This window comes from Metapseudomonas boanensis, from assembly GCF_018704125.1.
GTDB classification, from domain to species: Bacteria; Pseudomonadota; Gammaproteobacteria; order Pseudomonadales; family Pseudomonadaceae; genus Metapseudomonas; species Metapseudomonas boanensis.
The window spans coordinates 154451-172137 of the sequence record NZ_JAGTIS010000003.1 but is presented as its reverse complement, the minus strand read 5'-3'; the positions used below and the strand labels follow the sequence as shown (position 1 = coordinate 172137).

Sequence of the window (17687 nt, the reverse complement as noted above, 5' to 3'; positions counted from 1 at the left end):
AGCCGTGACATCCAGCATCTTCTGGTACGACTACGAAACCACCGGGATCAACCCTCGCAGTGACAGGCCGCTGCAGGTCGCGGGTATCCGCACGGACGAGTCGCTCAAAGAGATCGGCGAACCGCTGAATATCTACTGCCGTCCCAGCGATGACATCCTGCCGCATCCGGGGGCCTGCCTGGTAACCGGAATCCTGCCCGCAACGCTCGCCGCCAAGGGGCTGGAAGAAGCTGAGTTCATGCGTCTCGTCCATGCCGAACTGTCACAGCCGGGCACCTGTGGCGCCGGGTATAACAGCCTGCGCTTCGACGATGAGGTCACGCGCTACAGCCTCTATCGCAACTTCTACGATCCCTATGCGCGCGAGTGGCAAGGTGGCAACAGCCGATGGGACCTGATCGATCTGGTTCGCACAGCCTACGCACTGCGACCCGAGGGCATACAGTGGCCGCAGGAGGAGGGGCGCGTCAGTCTCAAGCTGGAGCGATTGACGGAGGCTAACGGTATCGATCATGGCCAGGCGCACGATGCCTTGTCGGATGTTCGTGCGACCATTGCGCTGGCGAGGCTCCTTAAAGCGCGTCAACCCAAGCTGTTCGACTACCTCTACCAACTGCGCAGTAAGCACAAGGTGCAGGAGCAGATTCGCCTGTTGCAGCCGCTGGTGCATATCTCCGGACGGTTCTCCGCAGCGCGCCATTACCTGTCTGTGGCCCTGCCCTTGGCTTGGCATCCGCGCAATCGCAATGCCCTGATCGTCTGCGATCTGCAGGCCGATCCTTCGCCTCTGCTGGGACTGGACGCACAGTCGTTGCGCACTCGTTTGTACACGCGACGTGAAGAGCTCGCCGAAGGTGAGTTGCCGGTACCGCTCAAACTCCTGCATATCAACAAGTGTCCAGTGGTGGCGCCGATGGCGGTGCTGCGTGACGCCGATCGTGAACGCCTCGGGATCGATCTGGAACTTTGCCTCGGACGAGCACGGCAAATTGCCGAAGCCACAGCCGCCTGGCAGGCGAAACTGGCCGAGCTGTATGCCGAAGAAGGGTTCGCAGTAGTTGATGACCCTGAACAGCAGTTGTACGACGGTTTTCTGGGAGACCGTGACCGCCGTTTGTGTGAGCAAGTGCGTCGCGCTGAGCCTCTGAGCCTGGGACGCGACAATTGGCCGTTCGATGATCCGCGCCTGCCTGAATTGCTGTTCCGTTACCGCGCCAGAAACTTTCCTGAAACTTTGTCGGACGATGAGCGCGGACGCTGGTTCGAATTTTGTCGGATGCGCTTGAACAGCCCGGAGTTCGGGGCGCCAAATACTCTGGCAGGATTCACCCGGGCGTTGGACGAGTTGCTGGCCAAGTCCGACGATAAGCATCAGGCGGTATTGCTGGAGTGGCAGCGGTACGCCGCTGAGCTGCGTCTGCGTTATCACTTGTAAAGGGAAAGCCCACAACTTTGGTGGGATTAATCGTAGGTAAAAAAACGCCAGCATCGAGCTGGCGTTTTTTGTCGCGTGAGGCTTAGCCCAGGATGGTGGCCCAGCCTTCAACGGTATCGGCGCCCCACTTGGCTTTCCACTCTTTCAGCGTCTTGTGGTTGCCGCCTTTGGTCTCGATCACTTCGCCGGTGTTCGGGTTCTTGTACTGCTTCACCTTGCGCGCACGCTTGCTGGTGGTAGCCGCGGCCTTGCTGGCGCGGGGAGCCTTGCTGAGGCGGGCCTCCGGATCCAGGAGGGCGATCACGTCGCGCAGGGACTTCTGATATTCACCCATCAGGGTGCGCAGTTTGCCTTCAAACTCCAGTTCCTTCTTCAGCTTGTCGTCTTGCGACAGGCTTTTCAGGCGCTCCTGGAGTTCCTTGATGGCTTCTTCAGTTGCGCGGTATTCGTTGATCAGCGACATGTCGGCGTCCCTTATTTTGAATCGTGTGATGACTTAAGATGGGCGAGTGACTCCAATAATAGACAGCGATTAACAGCAAGTAAACAAGCGTGAAAAGTTTTGTGAGCGTTATTTGTTTGGAAGTAGTTCATATAAGCAATCGAAAGGCTCTGCAGATAATTCCTGTCCAGCAGGCTGCCTAGTTCCTGCGCGCGGCTATGCCTTATTTCATCGAGGGGAATTCTTCAATCAGCCCATCAGCCCATCAGACTTCGCCTGAGACAAGGGGTTACTGAAGTTTTCTCCTACTGTGGCTAGAATGGCGACCTTTGCGAAGTCTCTGGAGTGTTCCCCCATGCGCACATTTCGTCTGGTGATTGCCTGTCCGGACGGCGTTGGCATCGTAGCCAAGGTCAGCAACTTCCTGGCTACCTATAACGGTTGGATCACCGAGGCCAGCCACCACTCGGACAATCAGAGCGGTTGGTTCTTCATGCGGCATGAAATTCGTGCCGACTCCCTGCCTTTCGACCTGGACGGTTTTCGTCAGGCGTTCGCACCGATTGCACGCGAGTTCTCGATGGATTGGCGGGTCACGGACTCGGAGGTGAAGAAGCGGGTGATCCTGATGGCCAGTCGCGAGTCTCATTGCCTCGCAGACCTGCTGCACCGCTGGCACAGCGGTGAACTGGATTGCGAAATCCCCTGTGTGATTGCCAACCACGATGACCTGCGCAGCATGGTGGAGTGGCACGGCATCCCTTATTTCCATGTACCGGTCGACGCGAAGGACAAGCAGCCGGCATTCGACGAAGTCTCCCGCCTTGTGGAGTCCCATCGCGCAGATACCGTGGTGCTCGCTCGCTACATGCAGATCCTGCCGCCGGAACTCTGCCAGCGATATGCGCATCAGGTCATCAATATCCATCACAGCTTCCTGCCGTCCTTCGTGGGCGCCAAGCCTTACCACCAGGCCTCGCTGCGGGGTGTGAAGCTGATCGGCGCGACCTGCCACTATGTGACCGAGGAACTGGATGCCGGCCCGATCATCGAGCAGGATGTCGTGCGGGTCACCCACCGCGACAGCGTCGAAGATATGGTCCGCTTCGGCAAGGATGTGGAGAAGATGGTGCTGTCCCGTGGGCTACGCTATCACTTGGAGGACCGGGTGCTGGTTCACGACAACAAGACTGTCGTGTTCGACTGAGGCCTTAGGCGCGCACCTGGAACGGTACTGCGGCAGAGGAGTTCATCCATGCTCAAGTCCATCAAGGTGCGCGACTACATGACCCGTCACCTGGTGACCTTCAGGTCCGATACTGACCTGTTCCTGGCGATCGAACGACTGATCGAGCATCGGATATCCGGGGCTCCGGTCGTTGATTCTCAGGGGCACCTGATCGGAATGTTCAGCGACAACGACTGCTTGCGCGGAATCCTCTCGGGTGCCTACTACGAGGAGATTGGCGGAAACGTCAGCAGCTACATGTCTACCCAGCTGGAGACCATTTCGCCTGATGCCGACATCATAGAGGCTTGTCAGCGTTTTCTGCGTGCAAGCGTCAGGCAGTTCCCCGTGGTCGAAAGCGGGGTCTTGATTGGGCAGATCAGTCGCCGTGATGTATTGCGGGCGGTGAAAGAGTTCGCCCAGCACGAGAAGGGCCAACCGCCCGAAGTCTGAGGAGATGGCTGAATGTCAGACCCACGCGAGCGAGCCACGTCCAGGCCGCCACCTGTCGTTGGTGAGGGTTGCGCGCGACGTTACGACCCGGAGGCATTGAGCAGCGAAGACGGTACCGACTTCCCCGGAGCCGAGGAGCTTTGGCGGCAGTTGCAGGAGAAGGTGCCGGATGAGTCCAAGAGGGTAGAGAAGGAAAAAGGGCGCTGATCAGGCGCCCTTTCTTTATTTAAGTGGGAAGTTTGGTCGGACTTTGTCTCGCCCCGTAGCAAACCCTGTCGGGGCGAATTCATTGGCCGGGCAGGCCACAGGTCTGTTCAGGAGCATTGAGCAGGGCTCAGTATCCCCCCCGATCAGCTCCCTCTCCCAGGCGGGGAAGAGGGAGCTGATCGGGGGGTGGTTGGTCTCCCCCGCCCCTTGGCTTCGCAACGGGGCCTCAGATCCGGAAGCTGCCCACCAGCTGTTGTAGGCGCGTGGCCTGACGCTCCAGGTCGCCGCAGGCGCGCAGGGTCGCTTGCAGGTTCTCCACGCCGTCCTGGTTGAGGGTGTTGATCTCGGTGATATCCATGTTCAGCGAGTCGACCACGGCGGTCTGCTCCTCGGTGGCGGTGGCCACCGACTGGTTCATGCCGTCGATCTCACCGATGCGCTGGGTCACGCTGCCCAGGCGCTCGCCAGCCTGGTTGGCAATTTCCACGCTCTGCTCGCTGTAGCGCTGGCTCTCGGTCATGGTGGTCACCGCTTCGCGTGCGCCCACCTGCAGCTCTTCGATCATCTGCTGGATTTCCTGCGCCGACTCCTGGGTGCGGTGCGCCAGGTTGCGTACTTCGTCTGCCACCACGGCAAAGCCACGCCCGGCCTCGCCGGCCCGCGCCGCCTCGATGGCAGCGTTGAGCGCCAGCAGGTTGGTCTGCTCGGAAATGCCCTTGATCACTTCGAGGATCTGCCCGATGTTCACCGTCTTGCTGTTCAGCGTTTCGATGTTGCCGCAGGAGGCGCGGATCTTGCCGGACAGTTCGTTCATCGCAGCGATGGTGCGCTCCACCACCTGCCGGCCATCCTCGGCCAAGGTGCGTGCGGAGGACGCCTGGTGTGAGGCGTCGGCGGCGTTACGGGCGATCTCCTGGGCGGCGGCGCCCAGTTCATTGATCGCCGCCGCGACGCTGTTGGTGCGGTTGGATTGTTCGTCGGAGTTGCTCATCGAGGAGTTGGAGGCGTTGAGTACCAGCTTGGCAACCTCGTTGACCTGGCTTGTGGCCGAGGACACCTCACGGATCGAGCCGTGGATACGCTCGACGAAACGGTTGAAGGCGTTGGCCAACGTGCCGAACTCGTCCTTGGAATGCACCGCCAGGCGCATGGTCAGGTCACCTTCGCCTTCGGCAATGTCGTGCATGGCGCGACCCATGGCGTGCAGTGGTTGCATCAGCACGCGCATCAGCATGCCTAGCAGGAGCATGATGATGATCACAGCGATCATGGTGGCGAACACCGCCGAGGCGCGGAATTCGTCGAGCATGGAGTAGGCTTTGGCTTTGTCTACCGAGAGGCCAACGTACCAGTTCACCGAGGGCAGTCCCTTGATCGGGGCGAAGGTCAGGATACGCGTACCGTCTTCAGCCTCGACCTCGCTGAAGTCGGCACTGATGGCTGGTGTGTTCTTCGGATAGATGTCACGCAGCTTCTTCATCACCAGGTCCTTGCTCGGATGGACCAGGATCGTGCCGTCGGCGCTGACCAGGAAGGCATAACCCATGCCGTCGAAGTCCAGCGAGTTGATGATCTGAACCATGTTCTCCAGGCTCAGGTCGCCGCCGACGACGCCGATGGAAGGCACGGGTGTGGCGATGGACATGATCAGCTGGTTGGTGGATGCATCCACGTAAGGTTCGGTCAGAGTGGCACCGCCAGCATTTTTCGCATCCTTGTACCAGGGCCGGACGCGAGGATCGTAACCCTCGGGCATCTTGGCGTCCGGGCTGATGATGAACTGGCCATCCTCGGTACCGATGAATGTGGAGACAAGCGCAGATTTCAGAGCCTTGCGCTCCAGTAGGCGGGTGATGGCATCTGGTTGAGAGTCGGCAGCGATTGATTCCGCCAGGCTTTCTACCAGCACGATTCGGCCGGAGAGCCAGCCCTGAATGTTGCTTGCTGTGACATCACCTATGTCACGCAAGTCGTTTTCCAAATCGTCTCGGAGCGCATTCCTTTGCAAATAATCGTTGTACAGCGTGAACAGCGAGAATGCTGCAATCACCACCAACGAGGCAGCGAGCAGAATCTTGTGGCTGAACCTGAGGTTTTTGATCATGTTTGCTTGCGTCCGTTAAGGTCAGGCACCAGTCTTCATGGCACTTCAGTGCATAAAAAACTGAGAAGAAACGTCGGTTTATATGTCGGCACCGTCATTCGAAAGCTTTAATCCGAGGTGAGGCACAATGCCTGAGAAAAATTCCCTGATTCTTGGCGCTGATCCCCAGGGGCAAGCCGTTTTCCAGGCCTTGCGCCTGGCCAATCGCCATGGACTGATCGCGGGAGCCACAGGCACCGGCAAGACAGTCACTTTGCAGCGTCTGGCCGAATTGTTCAGCGATGCCGGCGTGGCGGTCTTTGCCGCGGACATCAAGGGCGACTTGTGTGGCCTCGGCGCTGTCGGCCATCCCCAGGGCAAGGTGGCCGAGCGTATCGCCACGATGCCTTGGCTTGGCCATCAACCGCAGGCTTATCCAGTGACCCTGTGGGACGTTGCCGGAGTATCCGGCCATCCTTTGCGCACCACTCTCAGTGAAATGGGGCCGCTGTTGCTGGGTAACCTGCTGGAGTTGACCGACAGCCAGCAGGCGGCACTCTACGCGGCTTTCCAGGTGGCTGACCGTGAGGGCCTGCTGCTGCTCGACCTGAAGGACCTGAAGGCGCTACTCAATCACCTCAAGGACAATCCCGAAGTGCTGGGTGAGGACCGTGCGCTGTTCGCTGGCGCTTCCGCACAAGCCTTGCTGCGGCGCCTGGCGACACTGGAGCAGCAGGGGGCCGAGGCGTTGTTCGGCGAACCGGCCCTGCAGCTGGAGGACATCCTCCAGCCAAATGCCGATGGTCGTGGGCGGATCCACCTGCTCGATGCGAGCCGACTGGTTCACGAGGCGCCGAAGGTCTACGCCACCTTCCTGCTCTGGCTGCTGGCCGAGCTCTTCGAGCAACTGCCGGAGCGGGGGGATGCGGACAAGCCCGTGCTGGCGTTGTTCTTCGATGAGGCACACTTGCTGTTCGCCAACACACCCAAGGCTTTGCAGGATCGACTCGAACAGGTCGTCCGCTTGATCCGCTCCAAGGGTGTTGGCGTGTATTTCGTCACCCAGTCTCCCAGCGACCTGCCGGATGACGTCCTGGCGCAGTTGGGTCTGCGCATCCAGCACGGCCTGCGCGCGTTCACCACCAAGGAGCAGAAGTCCCTGCGCGCAGTGGCAGACGGCTTCCGCCCCAACCCGACTTTCGACACCTTGGCGGTCCTGACTGAACTCGGCATCGGTGAGGCTCTGGTTGGCACGCTGGAAGAGAAGGGGACGCCGGGCATGGTCCAGCGCGTGGCCATCGCGCCGCCACAATCACGCATCGGGCCGCTGAACGAGGCCGAGCGCGCTGCTCTGGTACGCAGCTCACCACAGGCGGGACGTTATGACAGGGCGATTGATCGGGAATCGGCCTACGAGATGCTCACCCAGCGGGCGACGCGCGAGGTTCCGGATGCGCCGGGCCAGGACAAGGGCAAGCCGGCAACGCAACAGGGCGGGTTGGGCGATGTGGCAGGTGAGTTGCTGGGTAGTCTTGCCAGTCAGGTGATGAAAACGGCGGTGCGCCAAGCGGCCAATCAGATCGGCCGGCAATTGGTTCGTGGCTTGATGGGCTCGTTGCTGGGGGGCAGCAAGCGTCGCTGAGCGTTGTGCGCCTTCCCCTTCTGTGCGAGGGGGGGGTAAGCCTGCGGCCAGTTTGGGATCGAGAGGCAGTCCAGCGACCTGCTTTGCAAATGGGCTCGCACCCACAGGGATCCTGCTCTGGTACACATGAATGCACTCTGCAGACGCCTTCCAATGAATAAGGGCGCCTGCAGGCGCCCTTATTCCATACCGTCCGGATCAGACAATCACTGTCGTTGCCAGCCAGAACAGCACAGCAGACAGCAGGATCGTCGTCGGCAGGGTCAGCACCCAGGCCATCAGGATGGTGCGTACCGTGCCTCCCTGCAGACCGCTCTTGTTGGCAACCATGGTGCCGGCAACGCCCGAAGACAGGACATGCGTCGTGGAGACAGGCAAGCTGTAGATGTTGGCCATGCCGATGGCGCAGGCAGCGGTGATCTGGGCACTCATGCCTTGGGCATAGGTCATGCCGTGCTTGCCGATCTTCTCGCCGACGGTGCGTACAACGCGCTTCCAACCCACCATGGTGCCGATGCCCAGGGCCAGGGCCACGGCGAGGATGACCCAGAAGGGAGCGTACTCGGTGGTGGCGGTCAGATCCTTGCGAAGTTTTTCAAGGTCGGCTTTCTCGCGAGCTGGCAGGTCGGAGAGTTTGCCCACCTTCTTGGCTGTATCGTCCAGGCAGAGCAGGTAGCGGCGAACTTCTACACGGCTCTCCTCGCTGAGGTCCTTGTAGCTGGCGACGCCATTCAGCTCACGCAGCAGTGCGGCGATGGTCTGTTCGGTCTGCTTCGGATCACAGCGATAGAGCTTGGGCATTTCACTGCCGTTGCTCTTGCCCAGGGCCAGCATCTCGCCAAGGGTGTCGGTGTGGCGCTCGTAGAACTGGCTCAAGTGGGTTGCCGCGTCACGGGTGCGCTCGATCTGGTAGGTGGTGCTATTGAGGTCCAGGACGAACTTCGCCGGCACGATGCCGATCAGTACCAGCATGATCAGACCGATGCCTTTCTGGCCGTCGTTGGAGCCATGCACGAAGCTCACGGCCATGGCGGAGAGCACCAGGACCAGGCGGTTCCAGAACGGCGGGTGCTTCTTCTCATCCAGCTCTTTGCGGGTTTCCGGTGTCTTGTGCATCTTCGACAGCGGATACATCCACTTCAGGCTGAGCAATACCAGCGCCGCGACCAGGAAGCCGGCAGCAGGGGAGAAGATCAGCGAGAGGCCGATATCGATCGCCTTCCCCCAGTTCACGCCTTCGCCAAGCGGCAGGCCAGTGATGACGGTGTTGGCAAGGCCAACGCCCAGGATCGAACCGATCAGCGTGTGCGAGCTGGAGGCAGGAATGCCGAAATACCAGGTCCCCAGGTTCCAGGCGATGGCCGCCGTGAGCATGGAGAACACCATGGCCAAGCCGTGTCCTGTGTTGACGTTGATCAGCAGCTCTACCGGCAGCAGGTGGACGATGGCGTAGGCCACGCCGACGCCGCCCAGCAATACACCGAGGAAGTTGAAGATCCCCGAGAGGATCACCGCCCGGTAGGGCGACATGGCTTTGGTATAGATAACCGTGGCTACCGCATTTGCGGTGTCATGGAAACCATTGATGAATTCGAAGGTCAGGACGAATGCCAAGGCCAGCACCAGACTGAGAGCTACCCAGGCATCAAGCCCACTGAAGAGATCGAACATGAAGTTTCTGTGACTGGTTCATGAAGGGGCGGCGATTATGCCAGAAAACCGGTCGCCGCCCACTCCCAGGCGTCGACCGGATTCCCTCACCCTGAACTGGAGTTTTCGCAAATCTATACGAAACAGAGCCTTGTCCCGCCAAATGCGGCAAATTGTCAGGGGTCTTGCTTGAGCTCCTTCTCGATCTTCTCCAGTTCTTTTTCAAAAACTTGATCGAGGAAGCTGGGTTTCTTGCGCCAGGCTTTACGCTCAGGATCCCGTTGTGCGGCATAGGTGGTGATTTCACCGCCGTATACGTCCTTGTAACGTTGCGCCTGGCGCTCGAGTTCCGCGCGCAGTTCGTCTTTCGTCACGTGGTTATCCGTCTCTATATCTAGCAATGGTCTTGAAGGCGTTTCCGGTTATCGCGGGGGCTTGAAGCCCTCTCGTGCCGGGGGCTTGGGCGGGACCGTCAGTGCGATCCTCTGATTATCCGTTAATCAGGCCATGCAACTTGCGTATGCCACTCAAAGCGCCGGATGAGCGACGTTGCATCGACCATGGGCTTCGAAGTCAATTTCACGAAACAGCCCAGCTACAACGTCGGCAAGTATAACAAGCAAAGTTAAAACCTCCATTACTGGAAGTCCTGCAAGTGCAAAAGAAAAGATCCGGACGGTGCTCAGAAGTTTCCAGGTAAAGACCTGATGATCCGTCCGAGGGTTTCCATTGCTTGTTCGCTTCGGCCACTCCAGGGGTGGCCGTAGTTGAGGCGGGCGCAGTGGCTGAAGCTGCGGGTAGCGGAGAAGATCGGGCCTGGCGCGATGCTGATGCCTTGGGCAAGCGCAAGCTGGAACAGGCGCAGGGCATCCACATGCCGGGGAAACTCCAACCAAAGGAAATAGCCACCCTCTGGGCGGCTCGCCCCGGTTTCCTCGGGGAAATACCGTGCCACTGCCGCGAGCATGGCGTTGCGCTGGCTTTCCAGGGCGAAGCGCAGCTTGCGCAGATGGCGATCATAGCCGCCGTGCTGCAGGTAGTCAGCGATGGCTGCCTGAGCGGGTACCGAGGCGGAGATACTGGTCATCAGCTTGAGCCGCTCGATCTGCCCGGCAAATCGTCCGCCGGCTACCCAACCTACGCGGTAGCCCGGCGCCAGGCTCTTGGAGAAGGAGCTGCAGTGCATCACCAGCCCCTCCTGGTCGAAGGCTTTTACTGGTTTGGGCGCCTGGGAGCCGAAGTAGAGCTCGGCGTAGACGTCGTCTTCGATCATCGGCACCTGATGGCGGGCCAGCAGGGCAGCAAGCTGGCGCTTGTGGTCTTCGCTCAGGCTGGCGCCCAGGGGGTTCTGGAAATTGCTCATGAACCAGCAGGCCTTGATCGGCAGGCGCTCGAGACTGTCCGCCAGGACTTGCAGGTCGATCCCGTCGCGTGGGTGCACGGGAATTTCCACGGCTTTCAGTTTCAGGCGTTCGAGAACCTGCAGGCTGGCATAGAAAGCAGGGGCCTCGATCGCCACCAGGTCGCCGGGTTGGGTGACGACCTGCAGGCAGAGGTTCAGGGCTTCCAGCGCGCCATTGCAGATCACCAGCTCCTCAATGGCCAGCGGCAGGCCACCGACCATGTAACGCAAGGCGATCTGTCGGCGCAGAGCATGGTTGCCTGGCGTCATGTCAGCTACCGTCGAGCGCGGGTCCATGTCACGAACTGCGTGAGCCATGGACCGTGCCAGGCGCGGCAACGGGAACAGTTCCGGGCTGGGGAAGGCCGAGCCGAAGGGCACGGTGTCCGGGTCCTTGATGGAGCTCAGTACCGAGAACACCAGTTCGCTGACATCCACTTCGGTAGTGGCGGCTTCACGGGGGCCAGCCTCCGGTTCTGGCAGCGGCCGGTGCACATGCTCGCAGACGAAGTAGCCAGAGCGTGCGCGGGCCAGGATCAACCCGCGACTCTCCAGCAGGTAATAGGCCTGGAATACCGTCGAGGCACTGACTCCGTAGGTGCGACTGGCATGCCGCACCGAGGGCACTTTCTGCCCTGGTGCAAGCACGCCGCTGCTGATGAGCCCGGCGATTTCATCGGCGAATTTTTCGTAGCGCTTCATCTTTTCCTGGACCAGCTGAGCTTCGGCTGAGGTTGCCCACTCTAAGCGCTGCGGCCTGAGCCCGCCATCGCTCCGGCCCATCAGCGCCTCGGGCTGACGAAGGTGCTGGTGGCGCTGGCTTCGGCAGCCGGCAGGTCGAGGCTACGCATGATGAAGCGGATGGAGCGGGGGCCTGCCGGTCCTTCATCAGCGGTCAGCGCTACGGATACCGGTAACGAGAGGATTTCGCCTGCACTCAGCTCCAGCTCCTGCGGGCCTTGCAGGCGGAAGTCGTCGGGCTCGGCCAGCTCCAGGCGATAACGCCGGGACTGCTGAGTCTTGTTGATCAGCTTCAGGTTATAGATGTTCTCGATTTCACCGGCTGCGTTCTCGCGGAACATGCCACGGTCCTTGATCACGTCCAGCGACAGCTCGGAGCGGTTGGCCCCCAGCCAGACCAGGGCGACGATCATCAGCAACAGGGCGCCGGCATAGCCCAGCAAGCGTGGGCGTAGCAGGCGCGTGTGCCCACCCTCGAGTGCCCGCTCCGAGGTGTAGCCCACCAGGCCCCGATCGTAGCCCATGCGGTCCATGATCGAATCGCAGGCATCCACGCAGGCCGCACAGCCGATGCATGCGATTTGCAGGCCGTCACGGATGTCGATGCCCGTAGGACAGACCTGCACACACATCTGGCAGTCGATACAGTCACCCAGGCCTTGAGCCTTGTGGTCAGCATCCTTGCGGCGTGGCCCCCTCGACTCACCGCGAGCGGCGTCGTAGGAGACAATCAGCGTGTCCTTGTCGAACATCACACTCTGGAAGCGCGCGTAGGGGCACATATGAATGCAGACCTGTTCGCGCAGCCAACCGGCATTCAGGTAGGTGGCGCCGGTGAAGAACACCACCCAGAACAGCGAGGTACCGCCGATCTGCAGGTCGGCCAAGTCGATCACCAGTTCACGCACCGGGGTGAAGTAGCCGACGAAGGTGATCGCGGTGGCCAGGCTGATCAGCAGCCAGAGGCCATGCTTGGCGGTGCGACGCAGCAGCTTGCGTCCATTCCATGGAGCGTCAGCCAGTTTGATGCGCTGGTTGCGGTCTCCCTCCGTCACCTGTTCGCACCACATGAACATCCAGGTCCAGACACTCTGGGGGCAGGTGTAGCCGCACCACACGCGGCCGGCGAACACCGTGATGAAGAACAGGCCGAAGGCGCAGATGATCAGCAGCCCTGACAGCAGGATGAAGTCCTGCGGCCAGAAGGTGGCGCCGAATATATAGAACTTGCTGTCCTCAAGACTCCAGAGGACCGCTTGGCGGCCATCCCAGTCGAGCCAGAGCGTACCGAAGAACAGCAGGCACAGCAGGCCCGCGCCGATACGGCGCAGATCTCGGAAGAAGCCACTGAACTGGCGGGTGTGGATGGGGCCGTTGGAGGCAGAAAGGGGCTTGCTGGCGGCGGGGGACAGGTTTGGAGTGATCTCCAAGACCTTCGCCGGGATTCTCTCGCTCATGATGTTGCCTATCAGGCTGTTGAGGCGAGGCGGACTATAGGAAGGGCCTGATAGGTAAAACAGATTCAGATCGGTCGGTAAAAACCATATCAGATGAGCAGTAAGCGGTTGCCGAGGCACAGGGCGCGTGGATAGGCCCCCTGGAGCAGGAAAACATCCAGGTAGCGCGGCATCAGGTCGCGGGCCGCTGGGCTGAATGACCAGCGCAGCGGCAATGCAGAGAGCCAGGACCGAGCAGGGCTTGCTTGTCCCCGAACGAAGCCAGGGCTAGGGCAGCAGCGTGGCGATGGTCGGTACAGGGATGTAGCAGGCGGGATAGGCCGGCTGGCAATAATTGGTGGCGGCCAGCGGCGGCGGCAATGGGCGCATCATCATGGCGGCATAGGCCGCCACAAAAGCGCAGACGAGGAGAGTGAAGCACAGCTTCTTTTTTGTTTTCATGGTCTTTCCTCTACACGGGAGGGACACGTTGTTATGTGGGCAAGACTAGGAAGGCCCTCGGCAAACCGCCTCGTCCAAACGGACTAGATGCCGCTTTTATTGCTGAGCGCCATGAACAGCGCAGCGATGGCGCGTGCCTCGTGCAACTCCCCCGAGGCAACCAGGGCCGGAACCCGCGCCAGCGGCACACGCATGACCTCCAGCGGTTCAGGCTCGTCGCCAAGGGCTGTGCAGGGTTGCAGGTCCTCGGCCAGCACCACGCGGCAGCTGTGGCACAGGTGGCCAGGCGCCAGGGTCAGCAGGCCCAATTCGCGCAGGCGGCCGGCGCGCAGACCGACCTCTTCCATGAGTTCACGGTTGGCGGCCTGTTCCGGGCTTTCGTCAGCCTCTACGCCACCTTTGGGCAAGCCCAGGACTCGTTGTTCGACACCTACGGCGTATTCGCGGACTAGCAGCACGTGGTGCGGGTCGGGCAGAGCCACCACCATTACCGACTGATAGCCCGATCCACGCAGGCGCTCGTAGACGCGCTGCTGGCCGTTGCTGAACTCCAGGTGCAGGGCTTCGATCTGGAACCAGCCGCTTTCGGCCAGCAGTTCGGTCTTGAGGATGGTGGGCAGGCTGCGCATGGCGGGGCTCCCGGCGGAGGTGGCGCTTGACCCGTCAGAGAGTCGCGCGCGCAGGGCTGGTAGGCATCGTCTGGATGGACTAGGGGCATTCCCGCTCCCGGCCCTTTGCACGCCGGTCGCTCCAGAGGGGCGACGGGAATTGGTTCGTGCTGAGTCGATCGCCCGCTCGATTCCATGCCAGACTGGCCGGCTAAATCATTTCCATCACGCGCGCGTTATCCCGCCCCTCTCCAGGGAGAGGGGCGGAGGAGTGGGCTGGATCACCCCAGTGTCGCCACGCTGCGCAGGATCAACCGTACCAACATGGTTTGTCGGGTCACGCCGGTCTTGGAGAAGGTCGAGCGCAGGTGCGCGCGAGCGGTGTTGCGGCTGATGCCCAGGGCATCCGACGCTTCATCCAGGGTCAGACCGTTGGCCAGCAGCATCGCCAGTTGGGCTTCGGCAGGCGTGAGGTCGAACAGCGCCTTGACGATCTCCTGTGGGGCGCTGGACTCCAGCTCGGGGTCGCTGATGAAAATGACCACCGATGGGCATTGCTTGCCCTCGCTCCAGGCGCTGGGCGGTACCGAGCGGACGATGATGCCGAGGTCCGCGCGCCCTGACGGGCGTTGCACACGCATGGCCTCGACCACCGAGGGGTTAGTGCTTTTCTGCGAGAGCAGTGCCTGCTTGACCAGTTGGCGGAACACCTGGCTGTCGCGTGCAGTGCCAACCTGCAGGCTTTCGTTGACCAGCTTGATGCCGTCCTTTTCGTCCAGCAGATGTTCGGCCAGGCGATTCTTCTGCAGGACCTTGCCGTCCTGGTCGAGGATGATGGTGCCCACCGCCAACTGATCGACCGCGCCGGCGTAGAGGTTCCGCTCGCTTTCGACCCGGTTGAGGTGCATGTGCAGCACCACTGCCTGTTCAAGATGAGGCAGCAACAGGGTCAGCAGATCCTTGTCATGTTGATCGAAGGGGGGCGCGTCCTGGCCGCGGGAAATGCGGATGCGGCACTGCGCGCCATCGCTGGTGTTGATGTCCGCCCCGAGGATGTGGAACACATCCACCGGCTCCATGAAGCTCTTGTAGAACTCTGAATTCAACCAGTCTTTGTCCGAGACGAACTCGGCCAGGGTGATCACCTGCCGGTTGGGCAGGCCGACGAACGGGTCCAGGCTATAGAAATGCTGGTTATAGGAGGCCGTTACCTCTGCGGACGAGCCGGCGGTGGAGATGCTCAGACCATCCACGTGTTGGCTGGGTGGGCGCAGAATAAAAGTGGCGTACTTGGATGAAAGACAGTTTTTCAGTTGATCCAGGAAAGTTGTCCAGGGAATGTCTTCCAGCGGCCCCTGATAGAGGTTGCGGAGCATTCCGCTGAACTCGTCGAGCGTGAGTATCTGTGCCATGTCTGAACCATTTTTTATTTTTATGTATAGAACGCTTCATACAGAGAAATAGGCCTTCACTACAAGCACAATCGTCTGCCGATGATCGACAGACGACTGGCTCTAGGACGGGCTTAAGCGGTCTCTGTGACGTCCAGAACCACGAAAGAACGAGGTTCGGCTGTTGCGGTGCTCAGATCGGCGATGTCGGTATAGAACTGATCGTACCACTTGCGCAGCTGATAGACCGGGCCGTCGCCGTCGCAGAGCAGCGGGTTGTCGACGCGGGTCTTGGTGTGCCAGATCGCCACGTCCTCGTAGAACGCATCCTGGGCCTGTTTCACGTAGGCCTGGGCCATGGCGCGGTTCTGCTCGTCGGTGAGTCCCGGGACTTTCTTCACCAGCACGCCATAGCGCAGGGTGAAGCTGTTCAGGTCGATGGGCACATGGCAGTTGAGCAGGATGGAGTGGATCGGCACGCCATCCATCGCACCGGTCATTTCGGTGATCTGGTAGGCCGGGCCGTAATACGTGGCGACGGTCGTCAGCTGGCTCTCGCCGGATAGGCGAGCGCTGCTGCCGCGCATGTACTGGATTGCCAGGTGCTTATCGAACTTGTTGCTGAAGTGCGTCAGCTCGGTGCCGTGGACTGAGTCGAAGTGCGCCATGTCGGCCACGTTGTCGATCAGCTCGCGGCAATTGGTGTCGATCTTCAGCTCGGCCACTTCCCACTCGGCCCATTCGTCGTTGAAGCAAGCGTCGATGCGAGGGATAGCCTGCTCGGCAATCGGCGGATTGCCTTCCGGATCGTTCCAGACGAAGAGCAGATTGTTCTGTTCCAACACTGGCCAGGATTTGATCTTCGCCCGCGGCGGAATGCGCTTGGCATAGGGGATGTCGTCACACACGCCATCGCCGCGCCAACGCCAGTCGTGGAACGGGCAACGCACGGCGTCTCCCTCGACGCAGCCTTCGCTGAGGTCGGCACCCATGTGCGGGCAGTAGCCATCGAGGATACGGATTTGCCCGTCCTCCCCGGCGAACGCCACCAGGCGGGTACCGAAGACGTCCAGGCGGTGGGCCTTGCCGTCACGGTACTGTGCGGTCAGGCCGAGGCAGTGCCAGCCACGCGCGTAGCGCGCTTCCAACTGTTTGGCTTCGATTCGGTGCAGGGTACTCATGTTCTTGTTCTCCGCTCGGGGTCCGTGATAGCTGCGGCCGGCTTAGGCGGACCGAGGCAGCTTTTTGCACTTGATGGATTCTGCGGTCCCAGCATTTGTCGGCATCGTCTGATCGGACGATGGCTGCCAGCCGACAGCTCGCTTTACTGCCCGGCAGAACAAGAACAGATGTGATCACAGGCGCTGGGCTCAATTGCAGCCCCGCCATTCCGCCTGTTCATCCTTGCCGCGTCCTGCGGCGTGCGACCCAGTTGATCCATCGGAGAAAGCAATGCGCGCAGTGGTCATCGAACGCATCGGCGGGGCCGAGGTTTTGCAATTGGCCGAGGTGGAACGTCCACAACCCGGACCGGGTGAAGTGTTGGTGCGGGTGGTCTGCGCCGGGGTCAATCCGGCGGACTGGAAATGCCGGGAGGGATTGCTGGGTGGCTTCCTCGAATACCGATTCCCGTTTGTCCTCGGTTTCGATCTGGCAGGCACCGTGGCAGCGGTGGGGCAGGGCGTGGAAGACCTGCCCCTGGGGACTCGGGTCTTCGCCCAGAGCGATGTCGGTGCCGGTAAGTGGGGTTCCTATGCCGAATACGCCTGCGTCTCTCGTGCCTCGATGGTGAGGATGCCGGAAAATCTCGACTTCGCCGCCGCAGCCGCTGTGCCCACACCAGCCCTGGCAGCCTGGGCGGGGTTGTTTGACGAAGGAGCCCTGCGCCCGGGCATGAAGGTTCTGGTCCATGGTGGCGGCAGTGCCGTGGGCGGCTTTGCCATCCAGTTCGCTCGCTGTGCCGGCGCGCGTATCGCTGCCACCTGCAGTCAGGGCAACCTGCTGCATGTGCAGGCCCTCGGCGCCGAGTGCGCAATCGACTACCGTGCAGGCGCAATAGCACCGACCCTGTGCCATTGGGCGCCGGAAGGCGTCGACCTGGTGCTCGACTGCATTGGTGGCGGCAGCCTGCCTGACGCCCTCGACCTGCTGCGCGATGGCGGCATGCTCGTGGCGATTCTCACCCTGACGCCCGGCGATTCCGGGCCTGACCACGCCAAAGCCGCCCAGCGCGGCCTGCGTACCGCAGTGGCCTACAGTCGCATGCCCAGCGGTGAATCCCTGGAGCGAATCGCGGCCCTGCTCGCGGCTGGGCGCGTGCGTGCGCCGCGGCTTGAAGTGCTGCCCCTGGCCGACGTGGCAACTGCTCATGAGCGACTGCAACAGGGGCGTGCACGGACCAAGCAGGTGCTGCTGGTCGCCGATTGAGCGGGCTCGCGCCCTCGTCCAAGCGGACGATGGCTGGCTCCGGTGGAAGGGCTCTACTGGCCCAAATAGAACAAGAACGG

At 61.2% G+C, this 17687-nt stretch carries 16 protein-coding genes; 6 read left to right on the top strand and 10 right to left on the bottom strand.

Annotation, left to right across the window (positions count from 1 at the left end):
- Window positions 1-4 precede the first annotated feature (4 nt).
- Entirely contained in the window at window positions 5-1435 is a 1431-nt protein-coding gene (sbcB, locus tag J7302_RS08305; RefSeq protein ID WP_215372788.1) for an exodeoxyribonuclease I, read from the top strand.
- Window positions 1436-1517: 82 nt separating this feature from the next.
- Here sbcB and mvaT read toward each other — a convergent pair whose 3' ends face one another.
- Window positions 1518-1898 carry a histone-like nucleoid-structuring protein MvaT gene (gene mvaT, locus J7302_RS08300; protein ID WP_215372787.1) on the bottom strand — a complete coding sequence of 127 codons (381 nt, stop codon included), beginning with the start codon at window positions 1896-1898 and terminating at the stop codon, window positions 1518-1520.
- Between the two features lie 334 nt (window positions 1899-2232).
- On the opposite strand from mvaT, the gene purU reads away from it, so the two are divergent.
- From purU to J7302_RS08285, 3 genes are read left to right on the top strand one after another with little or no spacing between them, the layout of a single operon-like run.
- A complete protein-coding gene (purU, locus tag J7302_RS08295) occupies window positions 2233-3084 on the top strand; it encodes a formyltetrahydrofolate deformylase (protein WP_215372786.1) in 852 nt (283 codons plus the stop codon).
- Window positions 3085-3132: 48 nt separating this feature from the next.
- Entirely contained in the window at window positions 3133-3558 is a 426-nt protein-coding gene (locus tag J7302_RS08290; protein ID WP_215372785.1) for a CBS domain-containing protein, read from the top strand.
- 12 nt (window positions 3559-3570) lie between these two features.
- A complete protein-coding gene (locus J7302_RS08285; protein WP_215372784.1) occupies window positions 3571-3765 on the top strand; it encodes a hypothetical protein in 195 nt (64 codons plus the stop codon).
- 226 nt (window positions 3766-3991) lie between these two features.
- Here the strand turns inward: J7302_RS08285 and J7302_RS08280 are convergent, their stop codons facing one another.
- Window positions 3992-5869, bottom strand: coding sequence for a methyl-accepting chemotaxis protein (locus J7302_RS08280; protein WP_215372783.1), 1878 nt, complete (start codon window positions 5867-5869; stop codon window positions 3992-3994).
- Window positions 5870-5996: 127 nt separating this feature from the next.
- On the opposite strand from J7302_RS08280, the gene J7302_RS08275 reads away from it, so the two are divergent.
- The gene (locus tag J7302_RS08275) at window positions 5997-7490 is read left to right on the top strand and encodes a helicase HerA-like domain-containing protein (RefSeq protein WP_215372782.1); all 1494 of its coding nucleotides are present in this window, start codon (window positions 5997-5999) and stop codon (window positions 7488-7490) included.
- A 198-nt stretch (window positions 7491-7688) separates the two neighbouring features.
- Here J7302_RS08275 and J7302_RS08270 read toward each other — a convergent pair whose 3' ends face one another.
- The 8 genes from J7302_RS08270 to J7302_RS08235 form a co-directional block, all read right to left on the bottom strand.
- Window positions 7689-9161, bottom strand: coding sequence for an inorganic phosphate transporter (locus J7302_RS08270; RefSeq protein WP_215372781.1), 1473 nt, complete (start codon window positions 9159-9161; stop codon window positions 7689-7691).
- A gap of 155 nt (window positions 9162-9316) precedes the next feature.
- Entirely contained in the window at window positions 9317-9514 is a 198-nt protein-coding gene (locus J7302_RS08265; protein WP_215372780.1) for a hypothetical protein, read from the bottom strand.
- A 308-nt stretch (window positions 9515-9822) separates the two neighbouring features.
- On the bottom strand, window positions 9823-11244 hold the full coding sequence (mapR, locus tag J7302_RS08260) for a GntR family transcriptional regulator MpaR (protein ID WP_215372779.1): 1422 nt from the start codon (window positions 11242-11244) through the stop codon (window positions 9823-9825).
- Window positions 11245-11324: 80 nt separating this feature from the next.
- A complete protein-coding gene (gene ccoG, locus J7302_RS08255; RefSeq protein ID WP_215372778.1) occupies window positions 11325-12740 on the bottom strand; it encodes a cytochrome c oxidase accessory protein CcoG in 1416 nt (471 codons plus the stop codon).
- A gap of 267 nt (window positions 12741-13007) precedes the next feature.
- Window positions 13008-13181 (bottom strand): hypothetical protein, encoded by a 174-nt coding sequence (locus J7302_RS08250; protein WP_215372777.1) that lies wholly within the window; start codon window positions 13179-13181, stop codon window positions 13008-13010.
- Window positions 13182-13264: 83 nt separating this feature from the next.
- Window positions 13265-13810, bottom strand: coding sequence for an ADP compounds hydrolase NudE (nudE, locus tag J7302_RS08245; protein ID WP_215372776.1), 546 nt, complete (start codon window positions 13808-13810; stop codon window positions 13265-13267).
- A gap of 260 nt (window positions 13811-14070) precedes the next feature.
- Window positions 14071-15201: a helix-turn-helix transcriptional regulator gene (locus J7302_RS08240; RefSeq protein ID WP_215372775.1), complete on the bottom strand. Its 1131-nt coding sequence runs from the start codon at window positions 15199-15201 to the stop codon at window positions 14071-14073.
- A gap of 113 nt (window positions 15202-15314) precedes the next feature.
- Complete coding sequence (locus J7302_RS08235; RefSeq protein WP_215372774.1) at window positions 15315-16361, bottom strand: Rieske 2Fe-2S domain-containing protein; 1047 nt, start codon at window positions 16359-16361, stop codon at window positions 15315-15317.
- 271 nt (window positions 16362-16632) lie between these two features.
- Between J7302_RS08235 and J7302_RS08230 the strand changes: the two genes are divergently transcribed.
- Window positions 16633-17607 (top strand): NADP-dependent oxidoreductase, encoded by a 975-nt coding sequence (locus J7302_RS08230; RefSeq protein WP_215372773.1) that lies wholly within the window; start codon window positions 16633-16635, stop codon window positions 17605-17607.
- Window positions 17608-17687: the final 80 nt, after the last annotated feature.

What these genes read in the sequence shown, in the direction of transcription:
- purU (WP_215372786.1), top strand. Translation starts at nt 2,233, where the DNA reads ATGCGCACATTTCGTCTGGTGATTGCCTGTCCGGACGGCGTTGGCATC.
- J7302_RS08235 (WP_215372774.1), bottom strand. Translation starts at nt 16,361, where the DNA reads ATGAGTACCCTGCACCGAATCGAAGCCAAACAGTTGGAAGCGCGCTAC.
- mapR (WP_215372779.1), bottom strand. Translation starts at nt 11,244, where the DNA reads ATGAAGCGCTACGAAAAATTCGCCGATGAAATCGCCGGGCTCATCAGC.
- J7302_RS08270 (WP_215372781.1), bottom strand. Translation starts at nt 9,161, where the DNA reads ATGTTCGATCTCTTCAGTGGGCTTGATGCCTGGGTAGCTCTCAGTCTG.
- nudE (WP_215372776.1), bottom strand. Translation starts at nt 13,810, where the DNA reads ATGCGCAGCCTGCCCACCATCCTCAAGACCGAACTGCTGGCCGAAAGC.
- J7302_RS08280 (WP_215372783.1), bottom strand. Translation starts at nt 5,869, where the DNA reads ATGATCAAAAACCTCAGGTTCAGCCACAAGATTCTGCTCGCTGCCTCG.
- J7302_RS08275 (WP_215372782.1), top strand. Translation starts at nt 5,997, where the DNA reads ATGCCTGAGAAAAATTCCCTGATTCTTGGCGCTGATCCCCAGGGGCAA.
- ccoG (WP_215372778.1), bottom strand. Translation starts at nt 12,740, where the DNA reads ATGAGCGAGAGAATCCCGGCGAAGGTCTTGGAGATCACTCCAAACCTG.
- mvaT (WP_215372787.1), bottom strand. Translation starts at nt 1,898, where the DNA reads ATGTCGCTGATCAACGAATACCGCGCAACTGAAGAAGCCATCAAGGAA.
- J7302_RS08230 (WP_215372773.1), top strand. Translation starts at nt 16,633, where the DNA reads ATGCGCGCAGTGGTCATCGAACGCATCGGCGGGGCCGAGGTTTTGCAA.
- J7302_RS08240 (WP_215372775.1), bottom strand. Translation starts at nt 15,201, where the DNA reads ATGGCACAGATACTCACGCTCGACGAGTTCAGCGGAATGCTCCGCAAC.
- J7302_RS08290 (WP_215372785.1), top strand. Translation starts at nt 3,133, where the DNA reads ATGCTCAAGTCCATCAAGGTGCGCGACTACATGACCCGTCACCTGGTG.
- J7302_RS08285 (WP_215372784.1), top strand. Translation starts at nt 3,571, where the DNA reads ATGTCAGACCCACGCGAGCGAGCCACGTCCAGGCCGCCACCTGTCGTT.
- J7302_RS08250 (WP_215372777.1), bottom strand. Translation starts at nt 13,181, where the DNA reads ATGAAAACAAAAAAGAAGCTGTGCTTCACTCTCCTCGTCTGCGCTTTT.